Here is a 15,192-nt window from a genome sequence, read left to right on the forward strand (position 1 = left end):
TAGCGTACTGCGCCATCTTACATCGAGATTGGAAGTGTCCGAGAATGCTGACCAAAACCGACCAACCGGAGGCTCTGCCATGCCCGATGCTTTGTCGCCGCTGCCGATTAGCGTTCAGACCTTTCGCAAGCTCCGCGAGGGCGGCTGTGCCTATGTCGATAAAACCGCGCACGCAGCCGCCCTCGTGCAAGGTAGCAGCGCCTATTTTCTCTCCCGCCCGCGCCGCTTTGGTAAGAGTCTGTTCGTCGATACCTTAAAAGAGCTGTTCGAGGGCAACGAGCCGCTGTTTCGCGGGCTGCATATCCACCCGCGCTGGGACTGGCAGCAACGCAATCCAGTGATTGTGTTGGACTTTGCGGCAGGGGTCATCGAGAGCCGCGAGGGTCTGGATCGCCGCATCCGGCGACTGATAGAGGACAATGCCGAGCGCCTGGGTATCGACTGCGATTGGCAGAATAATGATATTCCCGGTTGTTTCGGCGATCTGATTCGCCAGGCCCACGAACAATTCGGTCAGCCTGCGGTGGTGCTGGTCGATGAGTACGACAAGCCAATCCTGGACAACATCGACCACCCCGAGCGCGCGGCCGAGCTGCGCGACGGGCTGAAAAATGTCTATTCGGTGCTCAAGGCGCAGGATGCCCATCTGCGCTTTGTCTTCATGACCGGGGTGAGTAAATTCAGCAAAGTGAGTCTGTTCTCGGGGGTGAATCAACTGCGGGACATTACCCTGAGCCCCGATTTTGCGACACTCTGCGGATATACCCAGAACGATCTGGAGACCACCTTTGCGGCCCATCTGGCCGGGGTCGACTGGGAGGCGCTGCGCGCCTGGTACAACGGCTATGGCTTTCTTGGCGAGCCAGTCTACAATCCCTACGATATCCTGCTGTTCATCAGCGAAGGTCACAGCTTCCGTAATTACTGGTTCGAAACCGGCAATCCGAGCTTTCTGATCAAGCTATTCCAGCGCAAACGCTATTTTCTGCCAAATCTTGAGCAGATCGAAGTCAGCGAGGAGATTCTCGACTCCTTCGATGTCGAGCGCATCAATCCCATCACGCTGCTGTTCCAAAGCGGCTATCTGACGGTCGCCAGTGCCGAGCAGAAATGGGGCGAGCTGGTCTTTCGACTGCGAGTGCCAAACCAGGAAGTTCGCACCGCTCTAAACAATCAGTTTATCGACGGCTATGCCGGCATCAGCGACGAACGTCTAACCTACAAAGCCGGACTGGCCGAAGCGCTAACCAGGGCTGATCTGCCAATGCTGAACGCGGCCATTAAACGGCTGTTCGCCGCCATCCCCTGGCGCAACTTCACCGGCAATGACCTGCCTGATTCGGAAGGCTACTATGCCAGCGTGCTCTATGCCTTTTTCGCCAGCCTGAACGCAGAGATCATCCCCGAAGACCTGACCAATCACGGCCAGGTCGATCTGACGGTGCGGCTTGCAGACTACACCTATGTGATGGAGATCAAGCTTGATCGGGGCGCTGCGCGGCCAGAGCCAGAGCCAAAGGTAGAACCAGAGGCAGGCGCAGAGAAGGATGGCGCGGAGACCAACCCGGCACTAGCGCAGATCCGCGCGCGCCGCTATAGCGAGAAGTATCGCGACACGCCAGGTCAGGGCCTATTCGAAGTCGGCTTGGTCTTCGGGAGCGCCGCGCGCAATCTGATCCAGGCCGATTGGCGGCAGGTGGACTGAAACAAGGGCGCTCGGGTGCTATCAGGCAGGATTCACCCGCGATCAAACTGCCGCCGAATGACCGCGAGCAGCGCCTCCACATCGCCCGTTTTGGACTGATAATCGCAAGCGCCGGCCGCCTGCATGGCGGCGGCACGGTCGGCCTCGGCGTGCATCGACAGGCCAATCACCCGCACCTCTGGCCAGCGTTGGCTGATGCGATGTGTCGCCTCGATGCCACCCATGCCCGGCATGGAAGAATCCATGATGACCAGATCCGGCTGCAAGCGTGCAACATCAATCAGCGCTTCCTCGCCGCTGGCAGCCTCGCCAACGACCTCGATATCCGGCTGATCGTTCAACAAGGCGGCAAGCCCATTGCGCACCATAGGATGATCGTCCACCAATAGCACCCGCAAACTTGGCACAGCCACACCCACCACCTGCCGCGCCGCCGGCTGGGCCAGCAAGCCGCCCGCTCGCGGATGCGAAGACGGCGCGACCGAGGTCGCAGAAGAGCCTGGCACGGCCAGGCACACCTCGGTGCCTCGCCCCTGACGGCTGACAATGCTCAAACGCCCGCCAAGCAGGGCGAGGCGCTCGCGAATCCCAATCAGCCCATAGCCTGACATCCCCTGTCCGGCGTTGAGCGCGCGATCGACATCAAAGCCATCGCCGCAATTGCTGATGGTCACCCGCAGCCAATCCCCCTCCTGTTGCACCCGCACCTCGGCGTGGCTGGCATGGGCGTGCTTGACCGCATTGAACAAACACTCGCGCACTCCGTCGAACAAAATATCTCTGACTTCCGGCTGGCGCGGACTCATATCCGTTTCGACATGGATGTCAACCTCCTGCTGGTAACGCTCCAGCATCACCCGTGCCAGCCAATGCAGGGCCGGAGTCAGACCTGCTTCGCGCAGAATCGGTGGTGACAGGTCCGCGACCAGGTCACGCATCACCTGCTGCGCCTCGCGCAACAGACCCATGACCCGATCAAGCGCCTCGCCCGCCCCGGTCTCGCCGCCGGATGTCCCGCTTGAGCGCCGCAACCGGCGTTGCCCCTGCTCAACACCCAAGCGCGCGCCGACCAGAAGCTGCTGCAGGTTGTCGTGCAAAATACCAGCAATGCGAGTGCGTTCACGCTGTTCCGCGCGCGTCAACTCCGCAGTCAGCTTTTCAAGCACCGCGTTGCGTTCTTTTAGCTCCTTGACCGGGTAAGCTTCATCCTCGTCCTGCTCGCTGTTGGGCATCGAGACATGCATCTGCTCGATGCGCCAGGCATCCGCCGGCATACCAGTGTCAGTCAGCGCTTCCATGGGCGCGGCCACCGTCATGGTCAGACGCAGGTGATGCATCACCAGGAGCTTTCCCTGGACGTCGGTCTCGATATCCAGTTCGGCCAGAATCAGCCCCAGATTGGGCGCGAGCGCACGCATCTGGCGATGCCGAAAGACATAATCCACCGGCTGCGGCGCGTCGGCGAGATCCCGCCGATAACTTGCGACCGCCGCCTCGAGATTCTCAGCCAACTCCAGCAGACCCGTGCCGACGACGGAAAAACTCGGACTCAGCCACGCGACCGTGGCGGCGAAATCCCGCTGCGTAAAGTAGGCCTCCAAGTATGAATCGAGAAAGCGCGACAGCGACTCCTCGGTACTCACCGGGCTGGACTGATTCATAGGGGCGTTTGAAATCGCTTTACTCACCGGAACATGACGAGCGCCAGCGAGCTATTTTTCCGGCACAATCACTGATGTCAATATTAACGCTTAACGATGCTGGCAAAGACTGGAGAGCGACGTCAGCAGGATCGCCACGATTAGCACGGGTGACGCACTGCTTGAGCACAGCCGCCAGCATGACACACCAAGAGGAGATTGCTCCATGATTCAGTCCCCAGGCATTTACTCCCAACCAAGGCTCATGGTCCCGACCATTCCGGGCAATACATCCATCAGATTCAGGGTAAGCACTTGCTCTATAGCCGCCCTGTGCGCAGCGGCCGCCCTTTTTCTCTCAGCCTGCTCCACTCCTATGGAAGATGTTCGCGTGACTCTATGCAAAGACCTTGTTCGCATCAAGCGCGGCGATGAGGTCGTTTGGAAGGAAGTAAGAACCGAAACCCCCGGCTACAACGACGCCGTGGTGCGACTCAACTTTTCCGCATCTGGCGATGACGGTAGTGCCGCCTGCTATTATGCCTACAATGCCGTCGACGATACTGCCCTGGCCCTGAGCGATCCACTATCGTCTTACGCCACATCGCCGTCGAAGATGCAGCTCGATGGACGCTCGATGGCTTTAATTTTTTAGCGAGAACCGGAGGAAGCGACTTGGATACGCGAGAACTGCTGCCCCATCAGCGCTAGAAACGCCGCTTACCAAGCAGAATCGTAAGAATCCGCAGCTCGGGAGGACCATGGAAGCAGAAATCCAAGAGTTTCGCGATCACATCAGCCGCTATCCGCCCTTCGACGGACTGAGCGACGAGCTCCTCGACGAGGTGGCCGGTGCAGTGGAGATCGCCTATTTCAAAGCCGGCACAACCATCGCCGAACGGGACGGCCCGGTGCAGGCGCTGTCCTACATCCGCAGCGGCGCGGTCGAGGTGTACCGCCACAACGGCCAGCTCTCCAACCGCCTTGGCGAGGGCGACATCTTCGGGCAGCTCGATCTGCTGCGCAACCGCCAGGTCCGCTACCCGGTGCAGGCCATTGAGGACACCCTGATCTATCGGATCCCGAAGCCCGTTTTCGACCACCTGTGCGCCGAAGACGAGGAGTTCGCGGATTTCGTCGAGCTGTCCGGTTCCTCGCGGCTCAAGAGCACGGTGGAGCAGAGCCAGCGCGACAACGACATGATCGCCACACCGGTGCGTCGGCTCATCTCCCGCCTGCCGGTGATGATCGAAGAATCCGCCACCGTGCAGGAAGCGGCGCGCCTGATGACCGAGCACGATGTCTCTTCGGTGCTGCTGATCAGGCCCGGCGACGAGGAGGATTCGGATCGTGTGTTTGCCGATGCCGACGGGCGGCTGTGGCTGCTCACGGGGATGATTACCGACAAAGACCTGCGCCAGCGCATCGTCGCCGAGGGAGTCTCGGCGCAGACGCCGCTTTCCAGCATCAGCCACGGCTGGCTCATCGCCATCCAGTCCAGCGAGTCGGTCAACGAGGCGATGTTGACCATGCTGCGCAACAATATTCAGCGACTGCCGATCCTGCACCGCCGCCGCCCCGTGGGTGTCGTGTACCTTTCGGACATCGTCCGCTACGAGACCAACAACAGCGTCTATCTGGTCAACAATATCTTCAACCGCACCTCGGTCAAGGCCCTGGCGCGCCTCACGCCCGAGGTGCGGGCCTCTTTCTTGCGAATGGTGGACGAGGGCGCCAACTCGCGCATGATTGGTGCGGCCATGACGAGCGTCGGCCGCAGCCTGATGCGCCGCCTGGTGGAGCTGGCCGAGGCCGAGCTGGGGCCGCCTCCCGTGCCCTACTGCTTCATGGTGCACGGCTCCCTGGCGCGCAATGACCAGTCCATCACCACGGATCAGGACAACGCCATGGTGCTCCACGACGACTTCGAGCCCAAGCGCCACGGTGATTATTTCAAGGAGTTGGCGCGATTCGTCAGCGACGGACTGAATGCCTGTGGCTACCCTTACTGCAAAGGGGGCATCATGGCCACCAACGACAACTGGCGGCAGCCGCTGGCGCGCTGGAAAGCCTACTTCCGTGACTGGATCGCCAAGCCTGATCCGCAGCGGCTGCTGCACAGCTCCATCTTCTTTGATCTGGAAGCGGTTCACGGTGAGGAGCGGTTCGTGGAGGAATTACAAGACCTGATCGCCACCCAGGCCAAGGCCAGCCCCCGGTTCCTCGCCGCCCTGGCGCGCAATGCCCTCGGGCGCACGCCACCGCTGGGCTTTTTCCGCACCTTCGTGCTGGAGCAGGACGGACGGCATAACAACGCCATCAATCTCAAACGCCGCGGCATCGCGCCCCTGAACGATGTCATCCGGGTCCATGCCCTGGGTGTGGGCTCCCGCGCCCAGAACGGCTTCGAGCGGCTCGATGAGATCAGCCGGGCCGGGGCCCTGCCCGCCGGACAGACCGACAAATTGAGCTACACCCTGGAGTTCCTCTCTATCGTGCGCATGCGTCATCAGGCCCAGGAGATCAAGAACGACCATGAGCCGGACAACGCCATCCAGCCGGAGCATGTCGCGGATAGCGAGCGCCACAATCTCAAGGAAGCGTTTCAGATCCTGAGCAACGCCCAAAGCTTCCTGCGCTTCCGCTACCCCAGCCCGGGCCGCTGATCGCCGTGTTGTTAAGGAGAAAAACGCGCCAGGCCGCCCCGAGTTGGGCGGACTATTTCACCCGCCAGGCGCAGGCCTGCAAGACCCCGGCGCTCAAGCACTTGTATGCGGCGGGGCTGCCAACGGAGGATAGCCCGATCGGAGAGGTTCCGCTGGTGGCCTTGGATTTCGAGACCACGGGCCTGAATCCCCGCGAGCACGCCATTGTCAGCATTGGCCTGGTGCCCTTCGACCTGCGGGCCATTCGCCCGGCGGCGGGTCGTTACTGGGTGGTCAAGCCGCCCCGGCCACTGCGGGCGGAGTCCATCGCCATCCATCGCATCACCCACTCGGAGGTCGAGCACGCGCCCCCCATCACCGCGATCCTCGACGAGCTGCTGGACGCGCTCGCCGGCCGCCTGGTGGTGGTTCACTACCGCAACATCGAGCGACCCTTCCTCGAGGCTGCGGTCCTGGTCAATCGCGGTGAGCGCTGCCTGTTTCCCGTCATCGACACCATGGAGCTTGAGGCGCGCTGGGAGCGCCAGGGCCGCCTGTCGGGGCTCAAGCGCCTGTTCGGCCGCCAGCCGCCCTCCATCCGGCTAGCCGCCAGCCGCGCCCGCTACGGCCTGCCCCATTATTCGTCGCATCACGCCAAGGTGGATGCCATCGCCACGGCCGAGCTGTTCCAGGCCCAGATGGCCCGGCACTTTCGGCCGAACACACCGGTTTCAGATCTCTGGATCTAGGCGCTGAATGGTCAAGGAGTGACTATAGCCACCGTCAAGCGGCCGCCGGTTTCACCGGTTTGGCGGGCTTGGCGATGCGGGGCTCGCTCAGCAGTCCTCTGACGATCGCGTAACAACCCGCCAGCAGCAGGAAGGTAAAGGGCAGACCAGCGGACACCGCCACCGCCTGCAGGGCGGCCAGCCCCCCGCCCAAGAGCAGCGCGATGGCGACAGCCCCCTCGGTGATGCCCCAAAACACCCGCTGAGGTTTGGGCGCATCGATCTTGCCGCCGGCGGCGATGGTGTCAATCACCAGGGAGCCAGAGTCTGATGAGGTGATGAAGAATACGAGCACCAGCACAATCCCGATGAACGAGGTGATATCCGTCAGCGGCAGCTCGCTCAGCATCATGAACAACTGCAACGGCAGCTCTGCCGAGACCGCGCCATCAAAGCCGTTGCGCACCTGATCAATGGCCGTGGTGCCGAAGGCGGTAAACCAGAAGATCGATACCGTGGTGGGAATGAGCAGCACGGAGATCAGGAACTCCCGCACCGAGCGCCCCCGGCTCACCCGGGCGATGAACATGCCCACGAAGGGCGACCAGCTGATCCACCAGCCCCAGTAGAAGGTGGTCCAGCCCTGGCTGTAGTTGACATCCTTGCGCGCGAAGGGGTTGGACAGGAAGGGCAGCTCACCCAGGTAGCTAACAATATTCTGGAAAAAGCTTTTAAAAATCATCAGGCTAGGCCCCACTACCACGACAAACATCAGCAGCAGGAACGCAAGGACCATGTTGACCTCGGACAGGCGCTTCACGCCCTTGTCCACACCGGCCACGATGGACCCCAGGGCCACCGCCGTAATGCCGGTGATCAGCAGCACCAGGGTCACATCCCCGTCACCGAACCCGAACAGATAGTGCAGCCCCGAGGCCGCCTGCTCAGCACCGAACCCAAGCGACGTGGCCAGCCCGAACAGGGTGGCGAACACCGCGAGAATATCGACGATATGCCCCGGCCAGCCCCAGACGCGCTCCCCCAGAATCGGGTAGAAGATGGACCGCACCGTCATCGGCAGGCCCTTGTTGTAGGAGAAAATGGCCAAGGCCAAGGCGACGATGGCGTACATCGCCCAGGGGTGCAGGCTCCAGTGCAGCAGGGTCGCGGCCATGCCCAGACGCACGGCGGCGGCCTCATCGCCGCCAGCTCCCCCGAGCGGCGCCCAGTCCGTGCGCACGCCGTCCTCGCCAACGGCGATGCCGTCCAGGGACGTGCCATAGTGAGTCAAGGGCTCGGCCACGCCATAGAACATCAGGCCGATGCCCATCCCCGCCGCGAACAGCATCGCGAACCAGGAGATCCGCGAGAAGTCCGGCGTCGCCTCGGCACCACCAATGCGGATACGCCCCAGAGGCGAGAAAATCAGGCCGAGACAGAGCAACACAAAGACGTTGGCAGACAGCAGGTAGAACCAGGTCGCATTCGCGTTGATCCAGTTCTTGGCCCCGTTAAAGATGGCGGTCGCCTGCTCGGGCAAGGCCAGGGTCAGCACCACGAAGCCAAGGATCATCAGCGCCGACACGGCAAACACTGAGCTGTGGATGTCGATACTCACCCCAAGGGGACTGGCCTGGTAGTTGTCCTGACCGATCTGGTAATCGGTATCGATCAGATTAGCCGCACCTTCCGGGGCCGGTACGCCAACCGACTCCAGCGCTGACTCCGGGGCTGTTGCGGGTTCGTTTTCCACGAGATTCTCCCTTGACTGCTTACTTCTATTTGGGTTTCTAATGCGGGTCTTGTTCGCTGGGATTAAGGCGCGGTCATTCGGCCGAAAAATCCTTCCGCACGAGGAACACGGACGCCTTGGTATGCTGCGCGATCTTGGCCCCATTGGCCGGCATGATGGCGTCGAGATGGGTGGGTAGATGCGTCGCCATGACCACCAGGTCCGCGCCGACGTCTTGGATGGCTTGGACCAGGATATCGTCCAGGTCAGCCGCCGGATCATGACTGTTGTAGACGCGCGCCACGGGCTCGTGACCACTGTCGGGGGCATGCTCGTGGGCGAATGCCCTGAGCTTGGTCTCATATTCCTTTGGCGTGCGTGCCACCGCGTTGGGTTGGGAAGTGGTCACGCCAACGTAGCACAGGGCCGCCCCGTAGTGGCGCGAGAGATCCGCCGCCACGGTCAGAGCCTTCTCCAGCGCACCCAAGTGCGCCAAGTCTACCGGCACCATAATCGTCTTGAACATAACACTGTGCCTCCTAGGATTAGGCGGGGATAAGGCGGGAATTAGGCGATGGGATGGGATGGGCAGCGCCGCCGCGCGGCGAGAGAATTGACGCCCTTGAGCAGATCTTCCGTCGCTTAGTCGTGGAAGAATTTCAATCACCGCGATAGCTTAACATGAGCATGGCGTGCAGTGGCTAGCTGAGAGGAAACCGGGACACCCCAGATTTACCCCCTAAAGCCACGCTGCGTCGACTCTGTTAATCGAGAGCGAAAACGGCTCCGGCTGGCGCGGTTCGCCAGGCAACATTTGTCGGTTCGATTCAACTACCGCGAATTAAATCGACCCTTTAATTTCAGAGCAAGCATGCTCGAGAAATCCAAGTCGTGACTGAGGACGACAAAACCCTTGGCGACTGCCCACTCCATGATTTCGCGGTCAGGCGCCGAGGGATCTCCAACCTGCGTCCAATGCACGGCATCGAATCCCGCTTCCCTAACGGTCACGCCGACCCTACCCGGTTCATTGAGAACGAAAACGGCTTCGGCTGAAGCAGTTCGTCAAGCAATATGTGTCGTTTCGATTCAATTGCCCCGATTAAATCGAACCTAATGGAACCTTTAATTTGTTAGGCAATTTTCTTCGTTAACAAATCGTGATCTAACTCAAGCGTGTAAGATAGAATAGTGTTAATGTTAATTTTTTGCGATGCTTTTAATATTTCAATACCAGCCAGCTTCCCCTCAGCAGTTGTATCAATATTGACTCCCTCTGCAATCTCAATAACTCCATCTGGCTCATCCTCGCCTAGTTTCAAGTATAGTGCATCAACTGATTCATCGTAGTGAACGTTCATCTGTTTTGCCTTTCTTCAGTGGATAATTTGTAACTACAGTAAGTGTGAAGCCTTCGACAGCCACAACTACTTTTATTGGATATCTAAACCCAGGTACATTTTTGATAATTTCATGCTCACCTTCAGATAAATCAATATCCGAAAGAATCTCACGAATAATGTCTTCAGAGATTCTGTAGAGCTTTGCTCTTCTCTTCGCATGTCGTGAGAATTTGATGATCATTTACTTTTTTATTAGTAATTATTTTACCTAACGCCAGCCTCAGCCGCCGCGAGCGTAGCGAGTGGACGGACTGGAGGTATTCGCTAGGTAACTTTTATCTATTTGCAAACCAAACGACATACTCTCTAACCGGCCAGAAATTTTCATTTTTTCGTGAGGTAACCTCCACATCACAAAGAGGAACGTAGCCAGTTTTTCTACTTTCTTTTACTTTTATAAGTATTCCGTAATCATCATATTCATCTTCTAGGCTTATTGCTTTTAAAATATTGCCAACACTAAAAAGTTCATTTTTATTATTTGAAAACGGATTTGAATCAAAGTCTTCTTTCCTTTCTACTTCAAAAGGGAAAGAAAGTCTTTCTAACAACCAATTCCGCCAGTCTCTACTTTGCCATTCTATAAATTTTTGATCCCATAGTTCATCGTTATCTTCGTCCCATGAAGAATCATAAAAGCCATTCTTGATCATTATCTGCTGCTGTATTGTAGTTTTTTAACCTAAAGCCAGCCTCAGCCGCCGCGAGCGCAGCGAGAGGTCGGACCGGAGGCCATCGTTAGGCGGTTGATTCTGCGTTGATTCCCTGTCTGGAAAACAATTCCACCCACGCCCCTTTATTTTAATTCGTCGACGTGCTAGCGACTTCACCGAAAGGGATGGAGCCTCAAGACTTCCAGGAGGCGCTGGCGCCCACGTAACAGCGCAGCGAGGGCAGCCGAAAAATTGAAAAAGCGGTAAAGCGCTATACGTCTCGCTTTCCGCCGGAGACTACGGTCCACCCCGGTTTGGCAGTGTCAACTCTGCTGAATATTTAGCCAATGATTCGCTCCCGGAATATTTCAAACTGATCGTTAATCTTCTCACCGATACCAATGAATGTACCCCATTCCTCCCTGAACCGCCGGTTAGGATTCCCTCGAAAGGACAGCCAGTTGAAGCTAGTGGCAATCATAAAGTCCTCATCTTTGATAAGTACTTTCGCGTGCGTATCACCAAGTCTCTTGATGTGAAGATTGGAAGTCCTTTGTGCCTCGTCCCGAAGATTACGCTCAGCGCAATTTTCGATAGGCGGTTCATCCTCTCGTTCATCCAGACCGTATCCGATAAAAATCTCTACCCCAGCACGTAAACGCTTCCTCATTTTGCGTAAGAACCGTTCATCGACAACAGCGCGGGTGATCCATGGGGAAATAATCAAGATTCTGTTTTGCGCATTTTCAAGAGCATCATTCAGATAGTCTGGGTGTTCATACACACTGACCATGCGAACAGAAAATTCGTCCAGCTTCCTCTGAAGCTTCTCTTTTTCATCGATTAGTCGCTTAATGGCTTTAGCAGCGGTATCCTCTGTTTTTATATTCAGAACCGCTGAGTCTTCGCCGGCTTTCTCTTTAATCTTCCCTCTTATATTCGCGAGCTCTTTACGGATCAGGCCAGTCTTAGACGCAGTCTTCGACGCTTCTTGCAGTATCCGACTTGCCTCAACATCGCCTAGTAGTACTACCTCAGCAACCTCCGTTTTCTCACGCACGGCTCCATCAATACCTAAGCGCTTTGGCCCATTAGTTCTCGCAAAGGCAAATTCATGCTCCTCAGAAAGTCTTCTGTTGATCGCAAAACCAACTTGCACGTCGTTGCCCTGCATGGCTTTGAACACAAGCATAACCGCTTTCTGATAATAGACCCAACGAGAAGTAACCTCTTTGACACGAATCACTGACGTGGAACTGCGGCCCCCACCTGCGGCCTTGAAGTAACTTTCGACCGCATCCCTTTCAAGCTCAGATGCTAGCGGTTTGCGGTTCGGTGAAGGGTTTATTGTACGTATTCCTTCCGACTTAATTTCCCGTGGTGCGGAGAGTTCATAGGGCTGGAATACCCGAGGAGTTCTTATGATCGCGTCGTAGAAAATCGGCAAGTTTGCCTCGGTCGGCTTTGTGAGCACCGCCTTTCTTTTAAGCTCATCCCCTTTCTGAGTTAATTTAAGACGCCCGTTTTCATGTATGATGGCATCCATCCGAACAAGATCACTAGCTGCGCCCATAACAATCTTTTGATCAAGTCCCAGTAGTTCCGCGATGCTATCAATTGAATTAACCCCCTTACTCACGAGTCTAAGCACGAATTCATCGGTCGCCGCGATTGGGTTATCTTCGAGAATCTGAACAAGCAACAGGAGTTTCCAGACTGGCAGACCCACGATTTCATAATCAACCAAGTCAAACCCTTGTCGATTGTCGAAGCGTACTATTAGGTCATCGATTGAGATCATACAGGCTCCCCGACTATTTCGCAGTCTGGCGAGTCTTCTATGTATGAAAGTATTTCTTGAAAAGGATTCTCTGAGACAATGGATCGACAGAACTCGCTATCGCCTACAATACACAGCAGGTCTTTTCCTCGTGATAATGCTACATTAATCCTCTCGGTTTCTTTTAGAAAGCCGATTCGCTTTTCTTTGTTCGATCGCGTAATCGAATAAATAGCGATATCTGCTTCACGACCCTGATATGTGTCAACGGTGTTTACCTCAATCCGGAGCTTAGTTAAATTCGGTGCTAGACCCGCAAATGCGTGCCGCATTGCGTCGACCTGCCCTGAATACCCTGACATTACAGCAACATCAAAGACCTTTTCCTGAGTATCTGCGGCGAACTGAAGCCTATTTAACAAGTCTTTAATTATTTCAACTTCGGCAAGGTTACGATAGGTACCGCCGGAATGATGTTCAAACGAATGTCCCGTATTAGACGTAGAGAACCAAGTCACAGGTTTCGGGACCGCAAGCCCTCTAACAAATCATACCATTACCCATATCTCCCCGCCCCAGCGTCGTCCGGGGCTGGACACAGCTCCCGAGTTCTGCTGAGATGCCCTTTCATCTTCAGCAAGGGGACGGGAGACCATGGACCAAGCGATTCCAAGCCGTTTATGTGGGCGCCCTTTCAACGAGACCGACTTAGCGCGCATTCGCCAGGAGATCGCGCTGGCGCAGCCGCCGCTGCGCGCGGAGATCGCTCGGCGGGTGTGCCGCGCGCTGGAGTGGACCGATATCCAAGGCCGCCCCAAGCTCATGAGTGCCCGGGTGGGACTGCTGCGGTTGCATCGTGCCGGGCTCATTGTGCTGCCGCCACCGACCTGCGGCAATGGCAATGGGCGGCGCTTCGTCCCGCGCCCCGAGTCCCGGCCCGAACCGATCCCAGTGTCCGTCCCGCTGCGCGCGCTCAGCGGCTTGCGCCTGGCGCGCGTTGATGATCGAAGGGCCTCGCAATTATGGAACGGCCTGATCGAGCGCTACCACTACCTCGGCTACAGTCCCCTGCCTGGTGCGCAGCTGCGCTACCTGATCCAGTGGGATGGCGGTCTGCTCGGCGCCATCGGCTTTGGCGCGGCGGCCTGGAAAGTCGCTGCCCGCGACCGCTGGATTGGCTGGACGCCCGCGCAGCGCCAAGCACACCTGGGACGGGTGCTCAACAACGCCCGCTTCCTCATCCTGCCCTGGGTGCAGGTCAAACACCTCGCCTCCAAGGTGCTGTCCTTGGCCGCGCGGCAAGTCAGTGTCGACTTTCCCGCCCGCTATGGCGAGCGTCTGGTGCTGCTGGAGACCTTTGTCGAGACCCCACGCTTTGCCGGGACCTGTTACCGTGCCGCCAACTGGCACGACTTGGGCGAAACCACCGGGCGCGGCAAGTGCGACCGCACCCATCGGGCCGCGCTGCCGCGCAAGGCGATCTATGTCTACCCGCTGGCGGCGGACTTCCGCGCCGCCCTGGGGGTGGTGGCATGATCGCGCTGGCCTCTGAACTGCAGGACATCTCTCTGGGCGACAAGCGCCTGAATCATCGCGCCCAACAGGTGCTTGAAACCCTCGGCGCCAAGCCGACACAAAGTATTCCCGGGGCTTGCAACGGTTGGTATGAGACCCGGGCCGCCTATCGCTTTTTCGATCATCCCACGGTCACCGCCGAGCAGATCCTCGCACCCCATTTTGCTTGTACCGAAGAACGTCTGCGCGAGCATCCGCGGGTGCTGTGTATCCAAGATACCAGCGAGCTGGACTATACAACCAAAAAAGGCATTGTCGGTCTTGGGCCACTGAACTTTGAGAGCCGCTATGGGATGTACATCCATCCCACCTTGGCGGTCACGCCCGAGCGCCTCGCGCTGGGGCTGCTGGATTTGCACACTTTTGTGCGCGAGCCCGGTAGCCTGGGCCAGGACAAAGACTCGCGCCGCCCACTGGAGGAGAAAGAAAGCGTGCGCTGGGTCGATGGCTACGCGCGCGTCAATGCGCTGGCCGAGGAACTGAGCGACACGCGCTTGACCTATGTTGCCGATCGCGAGGGCGACATCTACGACCTGTTTGTTGAAGCGCCCATCCCCGAGAACAGCGCCGATTGGCTGGTACGGGTGCAGCATCGCGACCGCTGCTTGGCCGATGGCAGAAAGCTCAATGAGGCCCTGGACGCCGCCCCGGTGCTCACCGAGATCACCTTCGAGCGTCCCGCCACCAAGGGGGCCAAAGCACGCCAGGTCACGCAGGAGATCAAGGTGGTGCGCGTGACCCTGAAGGCACCCTGGCGCCCGGATCGCACCTTGCCCGATGTCACGGTCACGGCTTTGCTGGCCACCGAGGTCAATCCGCCCGCCGGCGAGGAGCCACTCAACTGGCTGTTGCTGACCAATCTGGCGGTGCAGAGCGCCCAAGAGGCCATCGAGACGCTCTCCTGGTATCTTTGCAGGTGGCAAGTGGAAATTTTTTTCCGGATCTTAAAAAGTGGCTGCCGCATCGAGGAGCTGCAGCTCGAGACGCGCGAGCGCCTGGAGCCGGCGCTCGCTTTGTACATGATCATCGCGTGGCGGGTGCTGTACCTGACCATGCTCGGGCGCGAGTGCCCGGAGTTGCCTTGCGATGCGGTCTTTGCCGAGGAGGAATGGAAGGCGGTCTATCTGGTCACCCAGAAACAAGCGCCACCCGAGCAGCCGCCCTCGCTCGATACCATGGTGCGCATGGTCGCCTCCCTGGGCGGCTTTCTCAACCGCAAATCCGATGGGTTCCCGGGACCGAAGACGCTCTGGATTGGGTTGCAGCGCATCCCCGATTTTGTCATGGCGCTGGAGGCTTACCGCAGCGTCAGGGATAGTTATGGGTAATGG

15 protein-coding genes are annotated in these 15,192 nt (G+C 58.1%); 6 read left to right on the top strand and 9 right to left on the bottom strand.

Going from position 1 to position 15,192, the window contains the following annotated elements:
- Nucleotides 1-79: 79 nt before the first annotated feature.
- A complete protein-coding gene (locus Thiosp_RS17545; RefSeq protein WP_201068329.1) occupies nucleotides 80-1,705 on the top strand; it encodes an ATP-binding protein in 1,626 nt (541 codons plus the stop codon).
- A 32-nt stretch (nucleotides 1,706-1,737) separates the two neighbouring features.
- Here Thiosp_RS17545 and Thiosp_RS17550 read toward each other — a convergent pair whose 3' ends face one another.
- Complete coding sequence (locus Thiosp_RS17550; protein WP_201068328.1) at nucleotides 1,738-3,366, bottom strand: response regulator; 1,629 nt, start codon at nucleotides 3,364-3,366, stop codon at nucleotides 1,738-1,740.
- A gap of 205 nt (nucleotides 3,367-3,571) precedes the next feature.
- On the opposite strand from Thiosp_RS17550, the gene Thiosp_RS17555 reads away from it, so the two are divergent.
- The 3 genes from Thiosp_RS17555 (at nucleotide 3,572) to Thiosp_RS17565 (ending at nucleotide 6,739) form a co-directional block, all read left to right on the top strand.
- Entirely contained in the window at nucleotides 3,572-4,000 is a 429-nt protein-coding gene (locus tag Thiosp_RS17555) for a hypothetical protein (protein ID WP_323696581.1), read from the top strand.
- A 106-nt stretch (nucleotides 4,001-4,106) separates the two neighbouring features.
- A complete protein-coding gene (locus Thiosp_RS17560) occupies nucleotides 4,107-6,011 on the top strand; it encodes a DUF294 nucleotidyltransferase-like domain-containing protein (RefSeq protein ID WP_201068326.1) in 1,905 nt (634 codons plus the stop codon).
- A gap of 5 nt (nucleotides 6,012-6,016) precedes the next feature.
- Nucleotides 6,017-6,739, top strand: coding sequence for a 3'-5' exonuclease (locus tag Thiosp_RS17565; protein WP_201068325.1), 723 nt, complete (start codon nucleotides 6,017-6,019; stop codon nucleotides 6,737-6,739).
- 34 nt (nucleotides 6,740-6,773) lie between these two features.
- On the opposite strand, the gene Thiosp_RS17570 is transcribed toward Thiosp_RS17565, so the two are convergent.
- The 8 genes from Thiosp_RS17570 to Thiosp_RS17600 form a co-directional block, all read right to left on the bottom strand.
- Nucleotides 6,774-8,471, bottom strand: a complete 1,698-nt coding sequence (locus tag Thiosp_RS17570; protein ID WP_201068324.1) for a BCCT family transporter — start codon at nucleotides 8,469-8,471, stop codon at nucleotides 6,774-6,776.
- A 73-nt stretch (nucleotides 8,472-8,544) separates the two neighbouring features.
- Complete coding sequence (locus Thiosp_RS17575; RefSeq protein WP_201068323.1) at nucleotides 8,545-8,976, bottom strand: universal stress protein; 432 nt, start codon at nucleotides 8,974-8,976, stop codon at nucleotides 8,545-8,547.
- A 305-nt stretch (nucleotides 8,977-9,281) separates the two neighbouring features.
- On the bottom strand, nucleotides 9,282-9,461 hold the full coding sequence (locus tag Thiosp_RS24800) for a DUF5615 family PIN-like protein (protein ID WP_201068322.1): 180 nt from the start codon (nucleotides 9,459-9,461) through the stop codon (nucleotides 9,282-9,284).
- A 122-nt stretch (nucleotides 9,462-9,583) separates the two neighbouring features.
- Nucleotides 9,584-9,811, bottom strand: coding sequence for a DUF2283 domain-containing protein (locus Thiosp_RS17580; RefSeq protein WP_201068321.1), 228 nt, complete (start codon nucleotides 9,809-9,811; stop codon nucleotides 9,584-9,586).
- On the bottom strand, nucleotides 9,792-10,034 hold the full coding sequence (locus Thiosp_RS17585) for a hypothetical protein (RefSeq protein ID WP_201068320.1): 243 nt from the start codon (nucleotides 10,032-10,034) through the stop codon (nucleotides 9,792-9,794). The genes Thiosp_RS17580 and Thiosp_RS17585 overlap by 20 nt, the downstream gene beginning before the upstream one ends.
- Nucleotides 10,035-10,128: 94 nt before the next feature.
- Entirely contained in the window at nucleotides 10,129-10,506 is a 378-nt protein-coding gene (locus Thiosp_RS17590; RefSeq protein WP_201068319.1) for a calcium-binding protein, read from the bottom strand.
- A 340-nt stretch (nucleotides 10,507-10,846) separates the two neighbouring features.
- Nucleotides 10,847-12,307, bottom strand: coding sequence for a phospholipase D-like domain-containing protein (locus Thiosp_RS17595; protein WP_201068318.1), 1,461 nt, complete (start codon nucleotides 12,305-12,307; stop codon nucleotides 10,847-10,849).
- Entirely contained in the window at nucleotides 12,304-12,804 is a 501-nt protein-coding gene (locus Thiosp_RS17600; protein ID WP_323696582.1) for an AAA domain-containing protein, read from the bottom strand. Before Thiosp_RS17600 ends, Thiosp_RS17595 begins: the two co-directional genes overlap by 4 nt.
- Before the next feature lie 136 nt (nucleotides 12,805-12,940).
- On the opposite strand from Thiosp_RS17600, the gene Thiosp_RS17605 reads away from it, so the two are divergent.
- Both Thiosp_RS17605 and Thiosp_RS17610 read left to right on the top strand, forming a co-directional pair.
- Nucleotides 12,941-13,822: a DUF4338 domain-containing protein gene (locus tag Thiosp_RS17605; RefSeq protein ID WP_323696489.1), complete on the top strand. Its 882-nt coding sequence runs from the start codon at nucleotides 12,941-12,943 to the stop codon at nucleotides 13,820-13,822.
- Nucleotides 13,819-15,189, top strand: a complete 1,371-nt coding sequence (locus tag Thiosp_RS17610) for an IS4 family transposase (RefSeq protein WP_323696488.1) — start codon at nucleotides 13,819-13,821, stop codon at nucleotides 15,187-15,189. The genes Thiosp_RS17605 and Thiosp_RS17610 overlap by 4 nt, the downstream gene beginning before the upstream one ends.
- The last annotated feature ends 3 nt before the right edge of the window (nucleotides 15,190-15,192 follow it).

The sequence above is a fragment of the Thiorhodovibrio litoralis genome (genome assembly GCF_033954455.1).
Classification (GTDB): domain Bacteria; phylum Pseudomonadota; class Gammaproteobacteria; order Chromatiales; family Chromatiaceae; genus Thiorhodovibrio; species Thiorhodovibrio litoralis.

What these genes read in the sequence shown, in the direction of transcription:
- Thiosp_RS17545 (WP_201068329.1), top strand. Translation starts at nt 80, where the DNA reads ATGCCCGATGCTTTGTCGCCGCTGCCGATTAGCGTTCAGACCTTTCGC.
- Thiosp_RS17550 (WP_201068328.1), bottom strand. Translation starts at nt 3,366, where the DNA reads ATGAATCAGTCCAGCCCGGTGAGTACCGAGGAGTCGCTGTCGCGCTTT.
- Thiosp_RS17555 (WP_323696581.1), top strand. Translation starts at nt 3,572, where the DNA reads ATGATTCAGTCCCCAGGCATTTACTCCCAACCAAGGCTCATGGTCCCG.
- Thiosp_RS17560 (WP_201068326.1), top strand. Translation starts at nt 4,107, where the DNA reads ATGGAAGCAGAAATCCAAGAGTTTCGCGATCACATCAGCCGCTATCCG.
- Thiosp_RS17575 (WP_201068323.1), bottom strand. Translation starts at nt 8,976, where the DNA reads ATGTTCAAGACGATTATGGTGCCGGTAGACTTGGCGCACTTGGGTGCG.
- Thiosp_RS17580 (WP_201068321.1), bottom strand. Translation starts at nt 9,811, where the DNA reads ATGAACGTTCACTACGATGAATCAGTTGATGCACTATACTTGAAACTA.
- Thiosp_RS17585 (WP_201068320.1), bottom strand. Translation starts at nt 10,034, where the DNA reads ATGATCATCAAATTCTCACGACATGCGAAGAGAAGAGCAAAGCTCTAC.
- Thiosp_RS17590 (WP_201068319.1), bottom strand. Translation starts at nt 10,506, where the DNA reads ATGATCAAGAATGGCTTTTATGATTCTTCATGGGACGAAGATAACGAT.
- Thiosp_RS17595 (WP_201068318.1), bottom strand. Translation starts at nt 12,307, where the DNA reads ATGATCTCAATCGATGACCTAATAGTACGCTTCGACAATCGACAAGGG.
- Thiosp_RS17605 (WP_323696489.1), top strand. Translation starts at nt 12,941, where the DNA reads ATGGACCAAGCGATTCCAAGCCGTTTATGTGGGCGCCCTTTCAACGAG.
- Thiosp_RS17610 (WP_323696488.1), top strand. Translation starts at nt 13,819, where the DNA reads ATGATCGCGCTGGCCTCTGAACTGCAGGACATCTCTCTGGGCGACAAG.